At 70.6% G+C, this 16,946-nt stretch carries 15 protein-coding genes; 3 read left to right on the plus strand and 12 right to left on the minus strand.

Going from position 1 to position 16,946, the window contains the following annotated elements:
* Positions 1-54: 54 nt before the first annotated feature.
* From ACZ3YO_RS05625 to arc, 7 genes are all read right to left on the minus strand, one after another.
* Positions 55-1,041: an FKBP-type peptidyl-prolyl cis-trans isomerase gene (locus ACZ3YO_RS05625; protein WP_465565167.1), complete on the minus strand. Its 987-nt coding sequence runs from the start codon at positions 1,039-1,041 to the stop codon at positions 55-57.
* A gap of 152 nt (positions 1,042-1,193) precedes the next feature.
* Positions 1,194-2,555, minus strand: coding sequence for a Pup--protein ligase (pafA, locus tag ACZ3YO_RS05630; protein WP_396321800.1), 1,362 nt, complete (start codon positions 2,553-2,555; stop codon positions 1,194-1,196).
* A 125-nt stretch (positions 2,556-2,680) separates the two neighbouring features.
* Positions 2,681-3,436, minus strand: coding sequence for a proteasome subunit alpha (gene prcA, locus ACZ3YO_RS05635; RefSeq protein WP_465565171.1), 756 nt, complete (start codon positions 3,434-3,436; stop codon positions 2,681-2,683).
* A gap of 30 nt (positions 3,437-3,466) precedes the next feature.
* Positions 3,467-4,309 (minus strand): proteasome subunit beta, encoded by an 843-nt coding sequence (prcB, locus tag ACZ3YO_RS05640; protein WP_465544299.1) that lies wholly within the window; start codon positions 4,307-4,309, stop codon positions 3,467-3,469.
* Between the two features lie 161 nt (positions 4,310-4,470).
* Entirely contained in the window at positions 4,471-4,689 is a 219-nt protein-coding gene (locus ACZ3YO_RS05645; RefSeq protein ID WP_344321819.1) for a ubiquitin-like protein Pup, read from the minus strand.
* 174 nt (positions 4,690-4,863) lie between these two features.
* Complete coding sequence (gene dop, locus ACZ3YO_RS05650) at positions 4,864-6,375, minus strand: depupylase/deamidase Dop (RefSeq protein WP_465565176.1); 1,512 nt, start codon at positions 6,373-6,375, stop codon at positions 4,864-4,866.
* Between the two features lie 242 nt (positions 6,376-6,617).
* The gene (gene arc, locus ACZ3YO_RS05655) at positions 6,618-8,384 is read right to left on the minus strand and encodes a proteasome ATPase (RefSeq protein WP_465544304.1); all 1,767 of its coding nucleotides are present in this window, start codon (positions 8,382-8,384) and stop codon (positions 6,618-6,620) included.
* 284 nt (positions 8,385-8,668) lie between these two features.
* Between arc and ACZ3YO_RS05660 the strand changes: the two genes are divergently transcribed.
* Positions 8,669-8,974 carry a ferredoxin gene (locus ACZ3YO_RS05660; protein ID WP_465544307.1) on the plus strand — a complete coding sequence of 102 codons (306 nt, stop codon included), beginning with the start codon at positions 8,669-8,671 and terminating at the stop codon, positions 8,972-8,974.
* Between the two features lie 60 nt (positions 8,975-9,034).
* On the opposite strand, the gene ACZ3YO_RS05665 is transcribed toward ACZ3YO_RS05660, so the two are convergent.
* The 3 genes from ACZ3YO_RS05665 to ACZ3YO_RS05675 form a co-directional block, all read right to left on the minus strand.
* The gene (locus ACZ3YO_RS05665; RefSeq protein ID WP_465565179.1) at positions 9,035-9,640 is read right to left on the minus strand and encodes a hypothetical protein; all 606 of its coding nucleotides are present in this window, start codon (positions 9,638-9,640) and stop codon (positions 9,035-9,037) included.
* A gap of 158 nt (positions 9,641-9,798) precedes the next feature.
* Positions 9,799-10,758, minus strand: coding sequence for a tRNA (adenine-N1)-methyltransferase (locus ACZ3YO_RS05670; protein WP_465565181.1), 960 nt, complete (start codon positions 10,756-10,758; stop codon positions 9,799-9,801).
* A 92-nt stretch (positions 10,759-10,850) separates the two neighbouring features.
* A complete protein-coding gene (locus ACZ3YO_RS05675) occupies positions 10,851-12,065 on the minus strand; it encodes a site-2 protease family protein (protein ID WP_465565183.1) in 1,215 nt (404 codons plus the stop codon).
* Positions 12,066-12,237: 172 nt separating this feature from the next.
* Between ACZ3YO_RS05675 and ACZ3YO_RS05680 the strand changes: the two genes are divergently transcribed.
* Both ACZ3YO_RS05680 and ACZ3YO_RS05685 read left to right on the plus strand, forming a co-directional pair.
* Positions 12,238-13,119, plus strand: coding sequence for a RecB family exonuclease (locus ACZ3YO_RS05680; RefSeq protein ID WP_396321809.1), 882 nt, complete (start codon positions 12,238-12,240; stop codon positions 13,117-13,119).
* A 42-nt stretch (positions 13,120-13,161) separates the two neighbouring features.
* Positions 13,162-13,833, plus strand: a complete 672-nt coding sequence (locus tag ACZ3YO_RS05685) for a response regulator (protein WP_030242805.1) — start codon at positions 13,162-13,164, stop codon at positions 13,831-13,833.
* A 159-nt stretch (positions 13,834-13,992) separates the two neighbouring features.
* Here ACZ3YO_RS05685 and ACZ3YO_RS05690 read toward each other — a convergent pair whose 3' ends face one another.
* Together ACZ3YO_RS05690 and ACZ3YO_RS05695 are read right to left on the minus strand one after the other, a co-directional pair.
* Positions 13,993-15,606 carry an ABC transporter substrate-binding protein gene (locus ACZ3YO_RS05690; RefSeq protein ID WP_465565187.1) on the minus strand — a complete coding sequence of 538 codons (1,614 nt, stop codon included), beginning with the start codon at positions 15,604-15,606 and terminating at the stop codon, positions 13,993-13,995.
* 355 nt (positions 15,607-15,961) lie between these two features.
* Complete coding sequence (locus ACZ3YO_RS05695; RefSeq protein ID WP_396321811.1) at positions 15,962-16,666, minus strand: HAD family hydrolase; 705 nt, start codon at positions 16,664-16,666, stop codon at positions 15,962-15,964.
* Positions 16,667-16,946 lie beyond the last annotated feature (280 nt).

A 16,946-nucleotide genomic window follows, 5' to 3' on the forward strand; every position in this document is an offset into this window, starting at 1 on the left:
CTCCGGGACGTGGCCGGGCGTTCCCGCCGGCCGCGCGAACCGGTCGGACACGCCCTACACCGCCTCGAGGATGTCGATCACGAAGACCAGGGTCGCGTTCGGCGGGACGGCGTCCTTCCCCTGCTCCTTGTAGGCCAGCGCGGGCGGTACCACCAGCTCGACCCGGCTGCCCACGGTCTGGCCGACCAGGCCCTTGTCCCAGCCCTCGATCACGCTGCCGGTGCCGATCTGCAGCGCCTGTGCGCCGCCGTGGCTCCACGACGAGTCGAACTGCTGGCCGTTGCTCCAGAGCACCCCGGTGTACTGCACGACGAGGGTCTGCCCCGCCTTGACCTGCTTGCCCTCGCCCTTGATCAGCACCGCCTGCTGGAGGTCGGTGGGCGGGGCCTGCCCGGGCGGGATGGTGATCGTCGGGGCGGCCTTGCCGTTGTCCTTGACCTGCGGCAGGGTGGGCGGCGGCTGCGTCATGGTGCCGGAGAGGGTGGAGTCCGCCGGCAGGCTCTCCATGATGTCCAGCACGAAGACCACGGTGTCGCCGGGGCCCACGCCGAGCTCGGCGTTGCCCTGGCTGCCGAACGCGGCGGCCGGCGGGGCCACCACCAGCAGCCGGCTGCCGACCTTCTTGCCGATCACGCTCTGGTCGAAGGCGGGCACCAGCTGTCCGGCGCCCGCCTGGTAGAGCTGCGGCTTGCCGCCCGCGTCGTAGGAGCTGGGCAGGTCCTTGCCGGTGGTCCAGTCCTTGGCGGTGTAGTTGACCGTCACCCAGTCGCCCTTGTTCACCGTGGAGCGTTCCCCCTCGCTCACGGTGTTGACCACGAACTGGCCGCTGGGCGCACCCTCGGGAATGGTGATGGTGGCCTTGCTCCCGAACCCGCCGCCCGACAGGGTCGGCATCGGCGCGGCCTCGGTCACCGGTGCCGGCACGGTGGGGGCCACGCTGGACGCCGTGGGCGTCGCCGGGCTGGTCGCCTTGGTGGAGCTGCTGCAGGCGACCACCAGCAGCAGGGGCAGGGTGAGAAGCAAACCGGCGGTGCGGCGCACGGCGTTCCTAACTGTCGGTCAAAGTCGGCTCTCCGGACTCGACGGACAGCGTATGCCCCGACCGCGTCCGGCCCCGGTAGACACCACCGGGGCCGGACACCACGAAGATCACCTCGGGACCGCGCCGCTCGCACCCGCGGTCGCGCCGCCGGTCACATCCCCGCGATCAGCTTCTCCACCCGCTCGTCGACCGAGCGGAACGGGTCCTTGCAGAGCACCGTCCGCTGCGCCTGGTCGTTCAGCTTCAGGTGCACCCAGTCCACCGTGAAGTCCCGGCGCTGCTCCTGCGCCCGGCGGATGAAGTCGCCGCGCAGCCGGGCCCGGGTGGTCTGCGGCGGGATCGACTTGGCCTCGAAGGTCTTGAGGTCGGTGGTCACCCGCTCGGCCTGGTTCTTGGCCTGGAGCAGGTAGAACAGCCCGCGCCGACGGTGGATGTCGTGGTACGCGAGGTCGATCTGGGCGACCCGCGGGTTGGACATGCTCATCTGGTGCTTCTCGCGGTAGCGCTCGATGAGCTTGTACTTCATGATCCAGTCGATCTCGGTGGCCACCCCGTCGAGCCGCTCGGTGCGGACCGCCTCCAGGGTGCGGCCCCAGAGGTCGAGGACCCGGGCGATGGTGCCGGTGTTGATGCCCTTGCGGTCGGCGAACTCCAGCGCCTTGCTGTAGTACTCCTCCTGGATGTCCAGCGCGCTGGCCTCCCGGCCGTTCGCGAGCCGGACCTGGTGGGTGCCGGTGAGGTCGTGGCTGACCTCGCGGATCGCCCGGATCGGGTTCTCCAGGGTGAGGTCGCGCATCACCACGCCGGCCTCGATCAGCCGCAGCACCAGGTCGGTGGCGCCGACCTTGAGCAGCGTGGTCGTCTCCGACATGTTGGAGTCGCCGACGATGACGTGCAGCCGCCGGTAGCGCTCGGCGTCGGCGTGCGGCTCGTCCCGGGTGTTGATGATCGGCCGGGAGCGGGTGGTCGCCGAGCTGACGCCCTCCCAGATGTGCTCGGCCCGCTGGCTGACGCAGTACACCGCGCCGCGCGGGGTCTGCAGCACTTTGCCGGCCCCGCAGATCAGCTGGCGGGTGACCAGGAAGGGGATCAGGACGTCGGCCAGCCGGGAGAACTCGCCGTGCCGGGCCACCAGGTAGTTCTCGTGGCAGCCGTAGGAGTTGCCGGCCGAGTCGGTGTTGTTCTTGAAGAGGTAGACGTCCCCTGCGATGCCCTCCTCGTGCAGCCGCCGCTCGGCGTCCACCAGGAGCCCTTCGAGGATGCGCTCGCCCGCCTTGTCGTGCGTCACCAGCTCGGTGACCTCGTCGCACTCGGGGGTGGCGTACTCCGGGTGGGAGCCGACGTCGAGGTAGAGGCGGGCACCGTTACGCAGGAACACATTGCTGCTGCGGCCCCAGGAGACAACGCGGCGGAAGAGGTACCGGGCCACCTCGTCCGGCGACAGCCGTCGCTGCCCACGGAACGTGCAGGTGACGCCGTACTCGTTCTCCAGCCCGAAAATTCGGCGGTCCATGCGGCATCCATTCTCTGCTTGGAGCTTTCCGAAACCGCCTCCGCGACGCCGTACGGGCCGCCGCAGGGGCACGGGCGTCCCGTACGACGGCGGTGGTGGCCGCCGTACGGGACTCCTTGGCACTGCTACTCCGGCGGCGCGGCCGCCGGCTTCTCCTCGTCGTCCGACTCCGCGGACTGGTCGCCGTCGAGCAGCCGGGCGAGCTGGCCGCCCAGGATCCGCTTGAACTTGCGCTGCTGGAAGCGCTGGCGGTCGAGGACCGCCACCTCCAGCTGTTCGGGGGTGAGGGTGCGCGGACTGCCGCCGTTGGGGTCCCGGGCGAGGGAGTCCACGGCGACCTTGACCGCGTCGGTGAGCGAGAGCCCGCTGCGGTGGCGCTGGCCCAGGTAGTTGCCGATCGAGTCGGCGTTGCCGCCCACCACCACGTAGTTCTTCTCGTCGACGACCGAGCCGTCCGGCGTGAGCCGGTAGATCTGGTCCTCGTCCGTGGTGCGGCCGACCTCGGCCACGATCAGCTCCACCTCGTACGGCTTCTCGCCGACCGAGGAGAAGATGGTGCCGAGCGTCTGGGCGTAGACGTTGGCCAGGCCGCGGGCGGTGACGTCGGCCCGGTCGTAGGAGTAGCCGCGCAGGTCGGCGTAGCGGACGCCGCCGATGCGCAGGTTCTCGAACTCGTTGTACCGGCCGACCGCCGCGAAGGCGATCTTGTCGTAGATCTCGGAGACCTTGTGGAGCGCACGGGAGGTGTTCTCGGCGACGAAGACGATGCCGTCGGCGTAGGTGAGCACGACCACGCTGCGACCGCGCGCGATGCCCTTGCGGGCGTACTCCGCGCGGTCCGCCATGGCCTGCTGGGGCGAGACGTAGAACGGTGTCGACACCGGCGGTCGTCCCTTCCTTGGTAGGTGTGGCTAGAGCAGCGGGGCCTGCGGGCCGTTGGGGTGGACGAGGCGCTCGTCGGTGATCGAGACGGCGATCGCGGTCACCTCGGCCTCGGTGAGCCGGCGGAAGCCGTCCTCGGTGATCAGCGAGACGATCGGGAAGATCTTGCGGGCGAGGTCCGGACCACCCGTGGCGGAGTCGTCGTCGGCCGCGTCGTAGAGGGCCTGGACGACCAGGGTGGACGCCTGCTGGGCCGTCAGGTCCGCGCGGTAGAGCTTCTTCATCGAGCCGCGGGCGTAGACCGAGCCGGAGCCGGTGGCGGCGAACCCGCGTTCCTCGGAACGGCCACCGGTGACGTCGTAGGTGAAGATCCGGCCGCGGCCGAGGTCGAGGTCGTAGCCGGCGAACATCGGGACGACCGCGAGGCCCTGCATCGCCATGCCGAGATTGCCCCGGATCATGGTGGTGAGGCGGTTGGCCTTGCCCTCCAGGGAGAGCACGGTGCCCTCGATCTTCTCGTAGTGCTCCAGCTCCAGCTGGAACAGCCGGACCATCTCGATCGCGAGGCCGGCGGTGCCGGCGATGCCGACCGCGCTGTACTCGTCGGCCGGGAAGACCTTCTCCATGTCGCGCTGGGCGATCACATTGCCCATGGTGGCGCGCCGGTCACCGGCGATGACCACGCCGCCGTCGAATACCGCCGAGACGATCGTCGTCCCGTGCGGGGCCTCGACCACCACCCCTTCCGGCAGGCTGCGGCGGCCCGGGATGAGCTCGGGCTGGTGCTCCGCCAGGAAGTCGAGGAACGACGAGGACCCCGGGGTCAGGAAGGCAGCCGGTAGACGCCCGGTGCCACGAGTGTTGGCTTCCACACGATTCCTTCCAGGTAGCTTGAAACGCGCTGCCCGGCACCCTACCCGCCTGACGATCACCGTCCACGCGTGGAGGGCCGGACCGGGGCGGACGGGCGGCCATTGCCGTCCGCCCGCCCTCGGCGGTCGCGACCGTGAATTCCCTGAATGCCCAGACGGTGTTACTGGCCGCCCTTTTGCACGAACTGCCGGACGAAATCCTCGGCATTGGACTCGAGTACCTCGTCGATTTCGTCGAGAACCGCGTCGACGTCGTCGCTGAGCTTTTCCTGGCGTTCCTTGAGGTCGTCGGAATTCTGTGCTTCCGCGGCCTGCTCCTCGACCTCCTCGGAAGAGCGGTTCGCCCGCTGCTGGCCGCCGCCGGTGTCCTTGCTCGCCATTTCCCTCACCCCGCTCGATCTGTCTGGCACGGTTTGGTCGTTGCTTGCTGCACCGACCCTATACACAAGGTGCGACTACCCGCTTCCGGTTTGCCGGGGCGCTTCCTGTCCAACACCCGCTGCCACCCCGGATGATTCCCATTCGGCGGGCGTTCACCCGTGGTGATCGAAAAGTTACCCGCCGGAGAGCACGCGGAGCAGGTCCTCCGCCGTGCGGCAGCGGTCGAGCAGTTCCTTGACGTGGTTGCGGGTGCCGCGCAGCGGCTCCAGCGTGGGGACCCTCTGCAGCGAGTCCCGGCCCGGCAGGTCGAAGATCACCGAGTCCCATGAGGCCGCCGCCACGTGGTCCGCGTACTGCTCCAGGCAGCGCCCGCGGAAGTACGCCCTGGTGTCCTCCGGGGGCTTGGAGATGGCCCGCTCGACCTCCTCCTCGGTCACCAGCCGCTCGAACCGGCCGCGGGCCACCAGGCGGTTGTAGAGGCCCTTCTCGGGCCGGACGTCGCTGTACTGGAGGTCGACCAGGTGCAGCCGGGAGTTGTCCCACTCCAGGGCGTCACGGCTGCGGTAGCCCTCCAGGATCTCGCGCTTGGCGACCCAGTCCAGCTGCTTGGAGAGCGACATCGGATCGCGCTCCAGCCGGCCCAGCACGTCCTCCCAGCGGGCCAGCACGTCCACGGTCTGCTCGTCGGCGTCGGTGCCGAAGCGGTCCTCGACGTACTTGCGGGCCAGCTCGAAGTACTCCAGCTGGAGCTGGACGGCGGTCAGCTTGCGCCCGTTGCGCAGCGTGATCAGGTGCTTGAGCGAGGGGTCGTGGGAGACCCGGTGCAGGGTGCGCACCGGCTGGTCGACGGCGAGGTCGGAGGCGATGAAGGCGTCCTCGATCATCGCCAGGACCAGCGAGGTGGTGCCCAGCTTGAGGTAGGTGGAGATCTCGGAGAGGTTGGCGTCGCCGATGATCACGTGGAGCCGGCGGTATTTCTCGGCGTCGGCGTGCGGTTCGTCCCGCGTGTTGATGATCGGCCGCTTGAGGGTGGTCTCCAGGCCGACCTCCACCTCGAAGTAGTCGGCCCGCTGGCTGATCTGGAAGCCGTTGGCCGAGCCGTCCTGGCCGATGCCGACGCGGCCGGCGCCGGTGACCACCTGGCGGGAGACGAAGAACGGGGTGAGGTGGCGGACGATGTCGGCGAACGGTGTCGCCCGCTTCATGAGGTAGTTCTCGTGGGTGCCGTAGGAGGCGCCCTTGTTGTCGGTGTTGTTCTTGTAGAGGTGGATGGTCTGCCCGTTGGGCAGTTCCAGGGCGCGTTGGGCGGCGGCCGCCATGATCCGCTCGCCGGCCTTGTCCCAGAGCACGGCGTCGCGCGGGTTGGTCACCTCGGGCGAGCTGTACTCGGGGTGCGCGTGGTCGACGTAGAACCGCGCGCCGTTGGTGAGGATGACATTGGCGAGGCCGATGTCCTCGTCGGTCAGCTGGCTGGCGTCCGCGACGTCACGCGCGAGGTCGAAGCCCCGGGCGTCGCGCAGCGGATTCTCCTCCTCGAAGTCCCAGCGGGCCCGCCGTGCCCGGTGCATCGCCGCCGCGTACGCGTTGACGATCTGGGACGAGGTGAGCATGGCGTTGGCGTTGGGGTGCCCGGGCACGGAGATCCCGTACTCGGTCTCGATGCCCATCACGCGCCGTACGGTCATGCGGCCCTCCTTGCCCGGTGTGCCGCCCCCCACGGGCGGAACACGCTGACGTACCGCTGAACAACACCGGCGCCGGCGATGTGCCCGCGCGCGGTGGGTCGAGCCTAGAACGCGGCACCGACAGGCGGGTCCCGAGACGCGCCGTCCGGCTGCGGGGCCGCGAGGCGCCACAGCCGGACGGGGTGCGTGCTGTTCCGGGACCGCATGCCGGCCCGGACCCTGCGGGCCCGGGAGCTGTGCGGTTACAGGTACTGCCCCGTGTTGGCGACAGTGTCGATCGAGCGGCCGGACTCGGCGCCCTGCTTTCCGGTGACCAGCGTGCGGATGAAGACGATCCGCTCGCCCTTCTTGCCGGAGATCCGGGCCCAGTCGTCCGGGTTGGTGGTGTTGGGCAGGTCCTCGTTCTCCTTGAACTCGTCCACGCAGGCGGCGAGCAGGTGGGAGACGCGCAGACCGCGCTGGCCGTGGTCGAGGAAGTCCTTGATGGCCATCTTCTTCGCGCGGTCGACGATGTTCTGGATCATCGCGCCGGAGTTGAAGTCCTTGAAGTACAGGACCTCCTTGTCACCGTTGGCGTAGGTGACCTCCAGGAAGCGGTTCTCCTCCGTCTCGGAGTACATCCGCTCCACCACCGACTGGATCATCGCCTCCACGGTCGCCCCGACGGAGCTGTCGTGCTCCTTGAGGTCGTCCGGGTGGAAGGGCAGCGTGCCCTTGAGGTACTTGGAGAAGATGTCCTTCGCGGCCTCGGCGTCCGGGCGCTCGATCTTGATCTTGACGTCCAGGCGGCCGGGCCGCAGGATCGCCGGGTCGATCATGTCCTCGCGGTTCGAGGCGCCGATGACGATGACGTTCTCCAGGCCCTCCACGCCGTCGATCTCGGCGAGCAGCTGCGGGACGATGGTGTTCTCCACGTCCGAGCTGACACCGGAGCCACGGGTGCGGAAGAGCGACTCCATCTCGTCGAAGAAGACGATGACGGGCGTGCCCTCGCTCGCCTTCTCCCTGGCCCGCTGGAAGACCAGCCGGATCTGCCGCTCGGTCTCGCCCACGTACTTGTTGAGCAGCTCGGGGCCCTTGATGTTGAGGAAGTAGCTCTTCCCCTGGGGCCGGCCGGTCACCTCGGCGACCTTCTTGGCCAGCGAGTTGGCCACCGCCTTGGCAATCAGCGTCTTGCCGCAGCCGGGCGGGCCGTAGAGCAGCACGCCCTTGGGCGGGCGCAGCTCGTACTCCTTGAAGAGGTCGGCGTGCAGGTAGGGCAGCTCGACCGCGTCGCGGATCTGCTCGATCTGGTTGCTGAGGCCGCCGATCTGGCGGTAGTCGATGTCCGGGACCTCTTCGAGGACCAGCTCCTCGACCTCGGACTTGGGCACGACCTCGTAGACGTAGCCGGAGCGGGGCTCCAGCAGGAGGGCGTCCCCCGCCCGGATGGTGATCTCGCGCAGCGGTTCGGCGAGGCGCACCACCCGCTCCTCGTCGGTGTGGCCGATGACCAGGGCGCGCTCGCCGTCCTCGAGGATCTCCTTGAGGGTGACGATGTCGCCGATGCGCTCGAAGGCCATCGCGTCCACGATGTTGAGGGCCTCGTTGAGCATCACTTCCTGGCCGCGCCGCAGTTCGTCGAGGTCGACGTTGGGGCTGACGTTCACGCGGAGCTTGCGCCCCCCGGTGAAGATGTCGGCGGTGCCGTCCTCGTTCCGGCTGAGGAAGGTGCCGAATCCGGCCGGGGGCTGTGCCAGCCGGTCCACTTCCTCCTTGAGGGCCACGATCTGGTCGCGGGCCTCGCGCAGGGTGGAGGCGAGCCGTTCGTTCTGGGCGGTCACGCCGGCCAGGTTGGTCTGGAGCTCGACGATCCGCTCTTCGAGGATTCTCGAATTGCGCGGCGAGTCGGCGAGCTTGCGGCGCAGCACGGCGATTTCCTGCTCAAGGTACGAGACCTGAGCGGCCTCGTCGGAACCACGAGCGGGCCTGCCGGTGCTGCGGTTGTAGTCGTCATCGTGGGCTGCCACGGTCCTCACCTCCTCCGGGGAGCTGGACGCTTCCAGACCCTACCTGGGACCAGGGGTCCGTAAACCCCTAGATCAAGAAAGATGGAACGGGCGTGTCCGATCTTCGCCCTCGCGTGCTTCCCCTCTGCTAAGGGGATACCCACCGCGCACCGCCCAAAGCGGACCAGATGTATCGTCGAGCGAGTCGATATCCGATCGCGACCGAGACTTCCGGTCCGATCGTTGTACGAATGGCGGGATTGCCTCCGATAAGGGGCGACCCGGGACAGAAACGGCAGGGGACCATGTCGGTGACCGAAGAGGCGGCGGCCAGCGAACCGCTGGAGGTGTGGATCGACCAGGATCTGTGCACCGGTGACGGCATCTGCGTGCAGTACGCGCCCGAGGTCTTCGAGCTCGACATCGACGGGCTGGCCTACGTGAAGGGGTCCGACGACGAGCTGCGCCAGCAGCCCGGCGAGACGGCTCCGGTGCCGCTGACGCTGCTTCAGGACGTGGTGGACTCGGCGAAGGAGTGCCCGGGCGACTGCATCCACGTGCGCCGGGTCGCCGACCGGGTCGAGGTGTACGGGCCGGACGCCGACGAGTAGCCGCGCCCCGGGCAGTCGGGGCGAGCGGGCCGCGCCCCGGGCAGTCGGGGCGAATGGCCGTCAGGTCCGGGTCAGCGGGGCGGTGGTCTGGGAGCGGTCCCAGCCGCCGCCCTTGCGCGTCCAGGTGAGGTCCAGTGAGATGTCCGGGCTGAACCGCGGGACGTCGTCACTGGAATACCCCTGCGCGTGGCCGGTGATGACGCCGTCGCTGCGCAGGCCGAGCCGGCCGACGGTGAGGTTCTCGCCCTCGGAGAGCAGGGTGGCCAGCACCACGGGCTTGCCGCTCGTGCCGGGGCCGAGCAGGTAGACGGCGTCCGGCGGGGTGCCGGTCTCGGCCGCGCAGTGGGCGGCGGCGACGGTGCCGGGGCGGCCGTCGCCGAGGTCGGCGGCGAAACTGACGGATATCTTCACCGGGAACGGCCCGCAGTCCAGCGGGAGTTCAGCCCGGGCCGGGTCGGGGGCGGCGGCAGCCGGGAGGGCCTTGGCGGTGGCCCGGGCGGGCGCCGGGGTGCCGGTGGCCGGGTCGGCGGCGAGCGCGGTGGCGACGACCGCCGCGCAGCCGGCGGTCGCCAGCGCCCAGTGCCAGGGGGCGGACCGGGCGTGTGCGGGACCGCTGCGGCCCTGGGGTGTCTGCTGCTCTGCCGTCGCCGTGACCGCGGTCTCCACCAGGCGTCCCCTCCAGCGGGAATGTGTGCGCGTGGGTCGGTGTGAGCGAGCATCGTCCCACATGGGGGCGGGCGCGAGGTGGCCCGGGTGTGGGGGTAGCACGAAGGGGTGGTACGCGGGCGGAGTGCCCGGCGTACCACCCCTGTCGGTCGTACGGGTCAGCCGAGGTCGGCGGGCTCCGCCTCGGCGGCGCGGGAGGCGGCCCGGGCCGCGGCGCGCTCCTGGAGGCTGGGCTCGGTCGAGCCGTTGTCGTAGTCCTCGCCGTACGCGCCCTTGGCCGGGCGGCGGCGGCGCAGCGGCGGCTCGACGCCGTCGGCGAGGCGGCGGGCGGTGAGCAGGAAGCCGGTGTGGCCGATCATCCGGTGGTCCGGGCGGACGGCCAGGCCCTCCAGGTGCCAGGTGCGGACCATGGTCTCCCAGGCCTGCGGCTCGGTGAAGGTGCCGTGCTCGCGCAGCGCCTCGACGGTCTTGGACATCTGCGTCGTGGTGGCCACGTAGCAGCAGATGAGGCCGCCGGGGACGAGCGCCTTGGAGGCGACGTCCAGGCACTCCCAGGGGGCGAGCATGTCGAGGATGACGCGGTCGACGTCGGTCTCGACCAGGTTGTCCTGGAGGTCGCCGACGGTGAGCTTCCACGCCGGGTGCGGCCCGCCGAAGTAGCGCTCGACGTTGCCCTTGGCGATGTCGGCGAAGTCCTGCCGGCGCTCGTAGGAGGCCAGCATGCCGGTGTCGCCGACGGCGCGCAGCAGGTAGCTGGAGAGCGCGCCGGAGCCGACGCCGGCCTCGACGACGCGGGCGCCGGCGAAGATGTCGGCCATGGCCAGGATCTGCCCCGCGTCCTTGGGGTAGATCACGGCGGCGCCGCGCGGCATGGACAGGACGTAGTCGGGGAGCAGGGGGCGCAGCGCGAGGTACGGGACGTTCCCCGTGGTGCGCACGACCGTGCCCTCGGGGGCGCCGATCAGCTCGTCGTGGGGGAACGCACCCTTGTGGGTGTGGAACTGGTTCCCGGCCTGGAGCGTGAACGTGTAGTGGCGGCCCTTCGGGTCGGTCAGCTGGACCTGGTCCCCGACCTGGAAGGGCCCGCGTCGGCGGGTGGCACCGGTCGGTTCGGACATGCGGACAATCCTAAGGGAAGCGGGCCGTCCGGCTTACCAGGTGATCGTTCCGGCGACGGCGCCGCTCACCGGGCGGGCCTTTCAGTGGCCTTTCAGCGGCCGGTGACGGCGGCGTTCAGGCGCTGCTCGATGTCGGTGCGCGAGGCGACGCCGTACACCGTGCCGTCGGCCTCGACGACCAGGTACTCGGTGGCCGGGGTGGCGCGGACGGCGCGCAGCAGGTCGTTGCCGGTGAGGTCGGCGGCGAGGCGCAGGCCCGGTTCGAGGTCGCGGGCCAGGGCGCCGACGGCGACCCAGGGGCGGCGCTCTTCCGGGATGGCGCGGATCTGGGACTCCCTGACGAGGCCGATCGGGTCGCCGCGGCCGTCGATCACCACGACTGCGCCGGCGTCGTCCTCACGGACGCGGCGGACCGCCTCGCCGACCGGGGTGTCGGCGGTGACCTTGACGGCCCGGCGGGTGAGGTCGCGCAGCCGCAGGCCGGGCAGGGCCTCCTTGAGCCGGGCGTTCTGCAGGCTGCCGCTTGCGCCGGTCCAGATGAGCGCGGCGAGGACGGCGGCCAGCACCGCGTCGATCATGGTGTCGCTGGTGGAGCGCTCGACCCCGCGGGCGGAGCTGAGCAGCGGCAGGCCGATCAGCACCGCGACGGCCAGGACGCGGCCGGACCAGGCGGCGGCGACGGTGCCGGCCATCGGGCGGCCGGTGACCGCCCAGACGACGGCGCGCAGCATCCGGCCGCCGTCCAGCGGCAGTCCGGGCAGCAGGTTGAACGCGGCGACGACGAGGTTGGAGACCATCAGGCCGGTGAGCAGCACCCCGGGGACGCTGGAGAGCTCGACGGCCTGCATGGCGAGGTAGAAGAGGCCGCCGAGCAGCAGCGAGAGCAGCGGCCCGACGAAGGCGAGCCAGAACTCGCGCCACGGGCTCTCGGCCTCGTTCTCGATCTCGGAGACGCCACCGAAGAACTGGAGCTGGATGCGGCGCACGCCGAGCCGGTAACGGAGCGCGACGACGGTGTGGGCGAGTTCGTGGACGAGGACGGAGCCGTAGAAGGCGACGGCGAAGGAGAACGCGACCAGGTAGCGGGTGGCGCCGAGCCCGGGCAGGACGCGGTCGAGCTGGCCGCCGAAGACCCAGGTGATCAGGGCCGCGATGACGAACCAGGAGGGGGTGACGTAGACGGGCACGCCGAAGGGGCGGCCCATCAGGATGCCGTTGCGGCGCTCGGGCTCCTCGGGCGGTCCGGGCCGGGTCCTGCCGTCGTGCGGTGGCTGGTCGGAGGTCTGCGGACCCCTGCTGTCGCTCACCGTGATCCCTTCGGTCGGTTCCCCCGTCGTGCACCGCGCGCCGGTGCGCCCACGCTACGTGATCGGGGCGGTGGGACACCGCGCGCCCCTCCCCAGGGTTCATACCCACTGGAAAGGCGGTGTGGCAGCACCGTGGCAGCGGGATGACAGCACAGGGCAATAGGGTCGGGGTATGCAGCAGACCGACACCAGCAGTGCCCCCGCGGCCCCGGCCCGGCCGGCGGCACCTCCGACCGGCCTGTCCCCGTCCCGCGCGGGGGACTTCCTGACCTGCCCGCTGCTGTACCGGCTGCGGGTGATCGACCGGCTGCCGGAGCCGCCGAGCGCGGCGGCGACCCGGGGCACCCTGGTGCACGCGGTACTGGAGCGGCTGTTCGACAGCCCGGCGGCCGAGCGGACGCCGGAGCGGGCGCTGGGGCTGCTGCGCCCGCAGTGGGAGCGGCTGCTGGGCGAGCGCCCGGAGCTGGTGTCGCTGTTCCCCGAGGATCCGGACGGCGCGGCGCTGACCCGCTGGCTGGCCGACGCCGAGAAGCTGGTCGAGCGCTGGTTCCGGCTGGAGGACCCGACCCGCCTGCACCCGGTGGAGCGGGAGCTGTACGTGGAGACGGCCCTGGACTCGGGGCTGCTGCTGCGCGGCTACATCGACCGGGTCGACGTCGCTCCCACCGGTGAGGTCCGGCTGGTGGACTACAAGACCGGCCGCGCGCCCTCGCGTGACTTCGAGGGCAAGGCGATGTTCCAGATGAAGTTCTACGCCCTGGTGGTCTGGCGGTGGAAGGGCGTGATCCCCAAGCGGCTGCAGCTGGTGTACCTCGGCGGGGGCGGGGACGTGGTCAGCTACGACCCGGACGAGACGGACCTGCTCGCGGTGGAGCGCAAGCTGCGGGCGCTCTGGGAGCGGATCACGGAGGCGGTGGCCACCGGGGAGTTCCCGGCCACTCGCAACCGGCTCTGCGACTGGTGCGACCACCAGGCCAGCTGCCCGGAGTTCGGCGGCACTCCCCCGCCGTACCCGTTGCCGCTGGCCCGTACGTCCGTCGAAGACGGTGTCTGACGAAGACGATCCCACGGGGGATCCATGAGCAAGGAGTCCTAGGTGACGATCCGAGTGCTGCTGGTCGACGACCAGCCGCTGCTGCGCACCGGTTTCCGGATGATCCTGGAGGCCGAGTCCGACCTGGTGGTGGTCGGCGAGGCCGGCGACGGTCAGCAGGCGCTGGACCAGGTGCGGGCGCTCCAGCCCGACGTGGTGCTGATGGACATCCGGATGCCCAGGATGGACGGCGTGGAGGCGACCCGCCGGATCGCCGGCCCGGGGCGGGACGGCCCGGCCAAGGTGCTGGTGCTGACCACCTTCGACCTGGACGAGTACGTCGTGGAGGCGCTGCGCGCCGGGGCCAGCGGCTTCCTGCTGAAGGACGTGCCGGCCGAGGAGCTGGTGCAGGCGATCCGGGTGGTCGCGGACGGCGCGGCGATGCTGGCGCCGAGCATCACCCGGCGGCTGCTGGACATGTACGCCACCAAGCTGCCCTCGGGCGACGAGGCGCCGCCGCAGGCGCTGAACGCGCTGACCGAGCGTGAGCTGGAGGTGCTGAAGCTGGTGGCGCGGGGCCTGTCGAACGCGGAGATCGCGGCGGAGCTGTTCGTCAGCGAGACCACCGTGAAGACCCACGTGGGGCACGTGCTGACCAAGCTTCAGCTGCGCGACCGGGTGCAGGCGGCGGTGTACGCGTACGAGAGCGGGCTGGTGCGCCCGGGCGCGCTCTGAGCACCGCGCCCCGGGCACGGCTGCTCCGAGCACCGTGCCCGGGGCGCCACGGGCGGACATGACGGTGGCCCGTCCGCTCCCCTTGCACCCTGGGGGGGCGGACGGGCCACCGTGCTGAGGGTTGCCCGGTCGCCCGGGCCACTGCACGCCGCCGGCCGGCTACTTGCCGATCCGGCCGATCTCCCAGAAGCGGAAGACGCCGGTGGTGTCGATGGTCGACTCCACGCCGGTGATGTACGGCTTCGAGGCGTAGAAGGACTTGTTCTGGAAGAGCGGGATCAGCGGCACGTTGTCGGCGACGATGGCCTGGATCTGCGCGTAGCTCGACGAGGCGGCGGAGCGGTCGGCCTGCTTGAGGCCCTCGGGCACCAGCTTCTGGCTGATCCGCGCGTCGTCCCAGCCGTGGTGGTAGGCCCCGCCATCGACGATCAGCGGCGCGATGTAGTTGTCGGCGTCCGGGTAGTCCGCGAACCAGCCGACGGTGTACGCCTGGTACTTGCCATCGGTCCAGCCCTTCTTGAAGGCCTCCCAGTCGGCCTCGTGCTGGACGGTCACCTGGAAGACGCCGCCGGCCTCCAGCTGCTTCTTCAGCATGTCGGCCTCGGCGCTCTCGGCCCGCGAGCGGGACCAGGTGAGGCTCAGCTTGACCGGCATCGGGACCTTGGCCGCGGCGAGGATCGCCTTGGCCTTGTTGACGTCCTGGTCGCCGTACTTGTCGAAGAATGACGTGTTGTGGCCGGTGACGCCGGCCGGGACCATCGAGTACAGCGGCTGGACGGTGCGCGCGAAGACGTCGCGGGCGAGCGTCTTGCGGTCGACCAGCTGGGCGGCGGCCTGGCGGACGGCGACGTTGCCGGTGGTCGCGTCCTTGGTGTTGAAGACCAGGCTGCGGGTGTCGTTGCTGTCGCCCTCGACGACCTGGAGGTCGGTCTTGCCGCCCTGCTGCTCGGAGCGGACCTGGGCCGCGGTGTTGGGCTCCAGGCTGTTGTCGGTCAGGTCGATCTCGCCCTTGTCGAGCGAGGCCTTCAGCTCGGCGGCCTTGTCGAAGTACCGCACGGTGAACTTCTTGTTCCGCAGCTTGGCGTCGCCGGCGTAGCTGCCGTTGGGCGTCAGCACGACCTTGCCGGGCACCTTGGTGCCGCCCTCGGCGTTCATGGTCTCGATCGAGTCGATCTTGTACGGGCCGGAGCCGACCAGCTTGTCGTTGGTCAGCAGCTGGTCGGCCGGGAAGACCTGGTGGTCGACGATGGCGCCGGCCGGGGTGGCCAGCTTGGCCGGGAGGGTGGCGTCGGGCTGGGAGAGGTGGAAGATCACCTCGGTGTCGCCCTTGGCCTCGACCGACTTGATCGTGTCCAGCAGGCCGGCCGGGCCGTTCTGGTCGTTGATCTTCTTGGTCCGCGCGATGGAGTAGACCACGTCGGCGGCGGTGAGCGGGTGGCCGTTGGAGAACTTCAGGCCGCCCTTGAGCGTGCAGTGGTAGAGCATGGCGTCGCCGCCGGTGAACTCGCAGGACTGCGCGGCGTCCGGGTTGGGTGCGCTGGAGGCGGCCGGGTAGACGAGCAGCGACTGGAAGGTGTTGCGCAGGACGAGCCAGGCGCCGGAGTCGTAGGCACCGGCCGGGTCCATCACGTTGGTGACCGAGGTGGTGCCCATGGTGATCGACTTGGCGGTGTCCCCGTTGACGGCGTCGGTCACCGATCCGCAGCCGGCCACCGAGACGGTCACCAGCCCGGCACAGCCGAGCACTGCCAGTCTTCGAGCTGAAGTCTTCACGGGTCGCGTCCTTCTGGGTGCGGTCCGGCCGGGGGCCGGCCGGCCCGCGGTGGGGTGCGCCTACCGGGTGTGTGGCGCGCGCGGACCGGTTGCCGTGCGACCGCGGGCAGGACGGGGTTGCCCGTCAGCGGCGGTGCAGGGCTCGGGGGTGGGGAACGAACTGGAGTAGCGTGCCATATCGAACACGCACCACCGATACCCGTACAGGTGACAGTTGGGACACGGGAGGGCGGGTGCGGAAGCGGCCGTCCCACGAGTTGTCAGCCAATGCCCGTTTTCTCCCCGGGCGGGCAATGGTGGCGGACAGCGGTGACCACTTACCGGTCAGTAGGCCCCATCCGCAATGAGACGACAATCACACTCGCGAGGCGACCAGCGAGCGAAGCAGTTCAAGATCGACCTGCTCCAGGGAGGACAGCACCAGCCGCCCCGGGGCCGGCTCGATCACCGCGACCGTCGGCACCGCGATCACCGGGCAGCCCGCCGCCTCGGCCGAGCGGACGCCGGTCGGCGCGTCCTCCACCACCACGCAGCGGCCCGGCTCGGCGCCCAGCCGGCGCGCCGCCTCCAGGTACGGGTCCGGGTGCGGCTTGGTGCGCGGCACCTCGTCACCGGCGACCGAGAACGCGAAGTGGTGCGCGCCCAGCGACTGCAGCACGATGTCGATGACGTGGCGGTGCGAGGCGGACACCAGGGCGGCCGGAACGCCGTGCGCGGCAAGGGTGTTGAGGAGCCGCTCGGCGCCCGGCATGAGCGGCACGCCGCCGGCCAGGAGGTCCACGAAACGCTGGTTGATCAGGACGGTGAGGTCGGCCGGTGCGATGTCCACGCCGGTACTGGCGAGCAGGTAGTCGATCACCCGGCTCATCGGGCCGCCGACGAGCTGGGCGCGGTCGCTCTCGTCGAGCGCGTAGCCCAGCTCGGCGAAGAGCGAGGCCTCGGCCTGCCACCAGAAGTCCTCGGTGTCGACCAGCGTCCCGTCCATGTCCAGCAGCACCGCCTGCAGGCCCCGGCCGTCGCCGTGGTCGAGGACGCGGGTGGCGGTGGAGATGGTCGTCATGGCGGGGTCCTTCCGTCGGTACCCCCGGGGGCCGCGACCGGGGCGCCGGCTCCTGGGGATGGCACAGGCCGGCCCGCTGGTTGAGCGGACCGGCCCGTTCAGGATGATCCAGGATACGCCCCGACCGCCCGAAAAGGGCGAACGGTACGCGACGTCCGGACTACCGCGCGTTGAAGTACTTGGCCTCGGGGTGGTGGATGACGATGGCGTCGGTGGACTGTTCGGGGTGGAGCTGGAACTCCTCGGAGAGCACCACACCGATCCGCTCGGGCCGCAGCAG

Source organism: Kitasatospora sp. NPDC022785 (assembly GCF_055561295.1).

What these genes read in the sequence shown, in the direction of transcription:
- pafA (WP_396321800.1), bottom strand. Translation starts at nt 2,555, where the DNA reads ATGGACCGCCGAATTTTCGGGCTGGAGAACGAGTACGGCGTCACCTGC.
- ACZ3YO_RS05645 (WP_344321819.1), bottom strand. Translation starts at nt 4,689, where the DNA reads ATGGCGAGCAAGGACACCGGCGGCGGCCAGCAGCGGGCGAACCGCTCT.
- dop (WP_465565176.1), bottom strand. Translation starts at nt 6,375, where the DNA reads ATGACCGTACGGCGCGTGATGGGCATCGAGACCGAGTACGGGATCTCC.
- ACZ3YO_RS05660 (WP_465544307.1), top strand. Translation starts at nt 8,669, where the DNA reads ATGTCGGTGACCGAAGAGGCGGCGGCCAGCGAACCGCTGGAGGTGTGG.
- ACZ3YO_RS05670 (WP_465565181.1), bottom strand. Translation starts at nt 10,758, where the DNA reads ATGTCCGAACCGACCGGTGCCACCCGCCGACGCGGGCCCTTCCAGGTC.
- ACZ3YO_RS05680 (WP_396321809.1), top strand. Translation starts at nt 12,238, where the DNA reads ATGCAGCAGACCGACACCAGCAGTGCCCCCGCGGCCCCGGCCCGGCCG.
- ACZ3YO_RS05695 (WP_396321811.1), bottom strand. Translation starts at nt 16,666, where the DNA reads ATGACGACCATCTCCACCGCCACCCGCGTCCTCGACCACGGCGACGGC.